General features: G+C 39.9%; 1 protein-coding gene. It reads right to left on the bottom strand.

All coding sequences use genetic code 11. The features are described from left to right. Nucleotides 1–591 (bottom strand): IS30 family transposase (locus A9G37_RS08050; RefSeq protein ID WP_141671130.1); only part of this gene is annotated, 591 nt, incomplete at both ends.

The raw sequence follows: 591 nt of genomic DNA, 5'->3' as shown, positions 1-591 counted from the left end.
TTAAGCCATTGGTGTTTTCATTTGTGCCTCTTTGCCAGCTTTTATAAGGCTCCGCAAAGTACACGGTGGTGTTTAAATAATACTCAATAGCATGATGATAATTAAATTCGGTTCCATTATCAAAGGTGATGCTTTTAACCATTTTTTCAAACGGCGTTAGCAATTTTATTATCATATCTCTCGTTTCGGAGGCGGTACGTTGATTGAGGCGCCCAATTAATACTAGCCCTGTTTTGCGTTCAACTAATATCACCAATGCTTGCTTGTCTTTACGGCTAATAATCGTATCTCCCTCCCAATGTCCTCGCGTTTTCCGGCTTTCTACATAACTTGGACGTTGTTTAATTGACCGTTTATAACGGCGGTCTCCTTCTTTAATACTCGGTGCCTTACAATGCCTATAGGCTTTGCCTTTTCGCCTTAGATAAGGTTTGAATTGTTCATAGCGCGCTTTATTTTGATAAAGATAGTTATAGATTGATTGGACGCTGACTTTCTTTAAACGTGCAGCAATCTGCTCTGGGCTGTAATAAAGCATGAGGTATTTTTCAACTTGGCGCCATACCGAAGACTCTATTGGCTTACCATTAC

It is taken from the genome of Gilliamella sp. GillExp13, assembly GCF_001690815.1.
GTDB classification, from domain to species: Bacteria; Pseudomonadota; Gammaproteobacteria; order Enterobacterales; family Orbaceae; genus Gilliamella; species Gilliamella bombi.
This window is presented reverse-complemented; position numbering and strand designations above follow the sequence as displayed.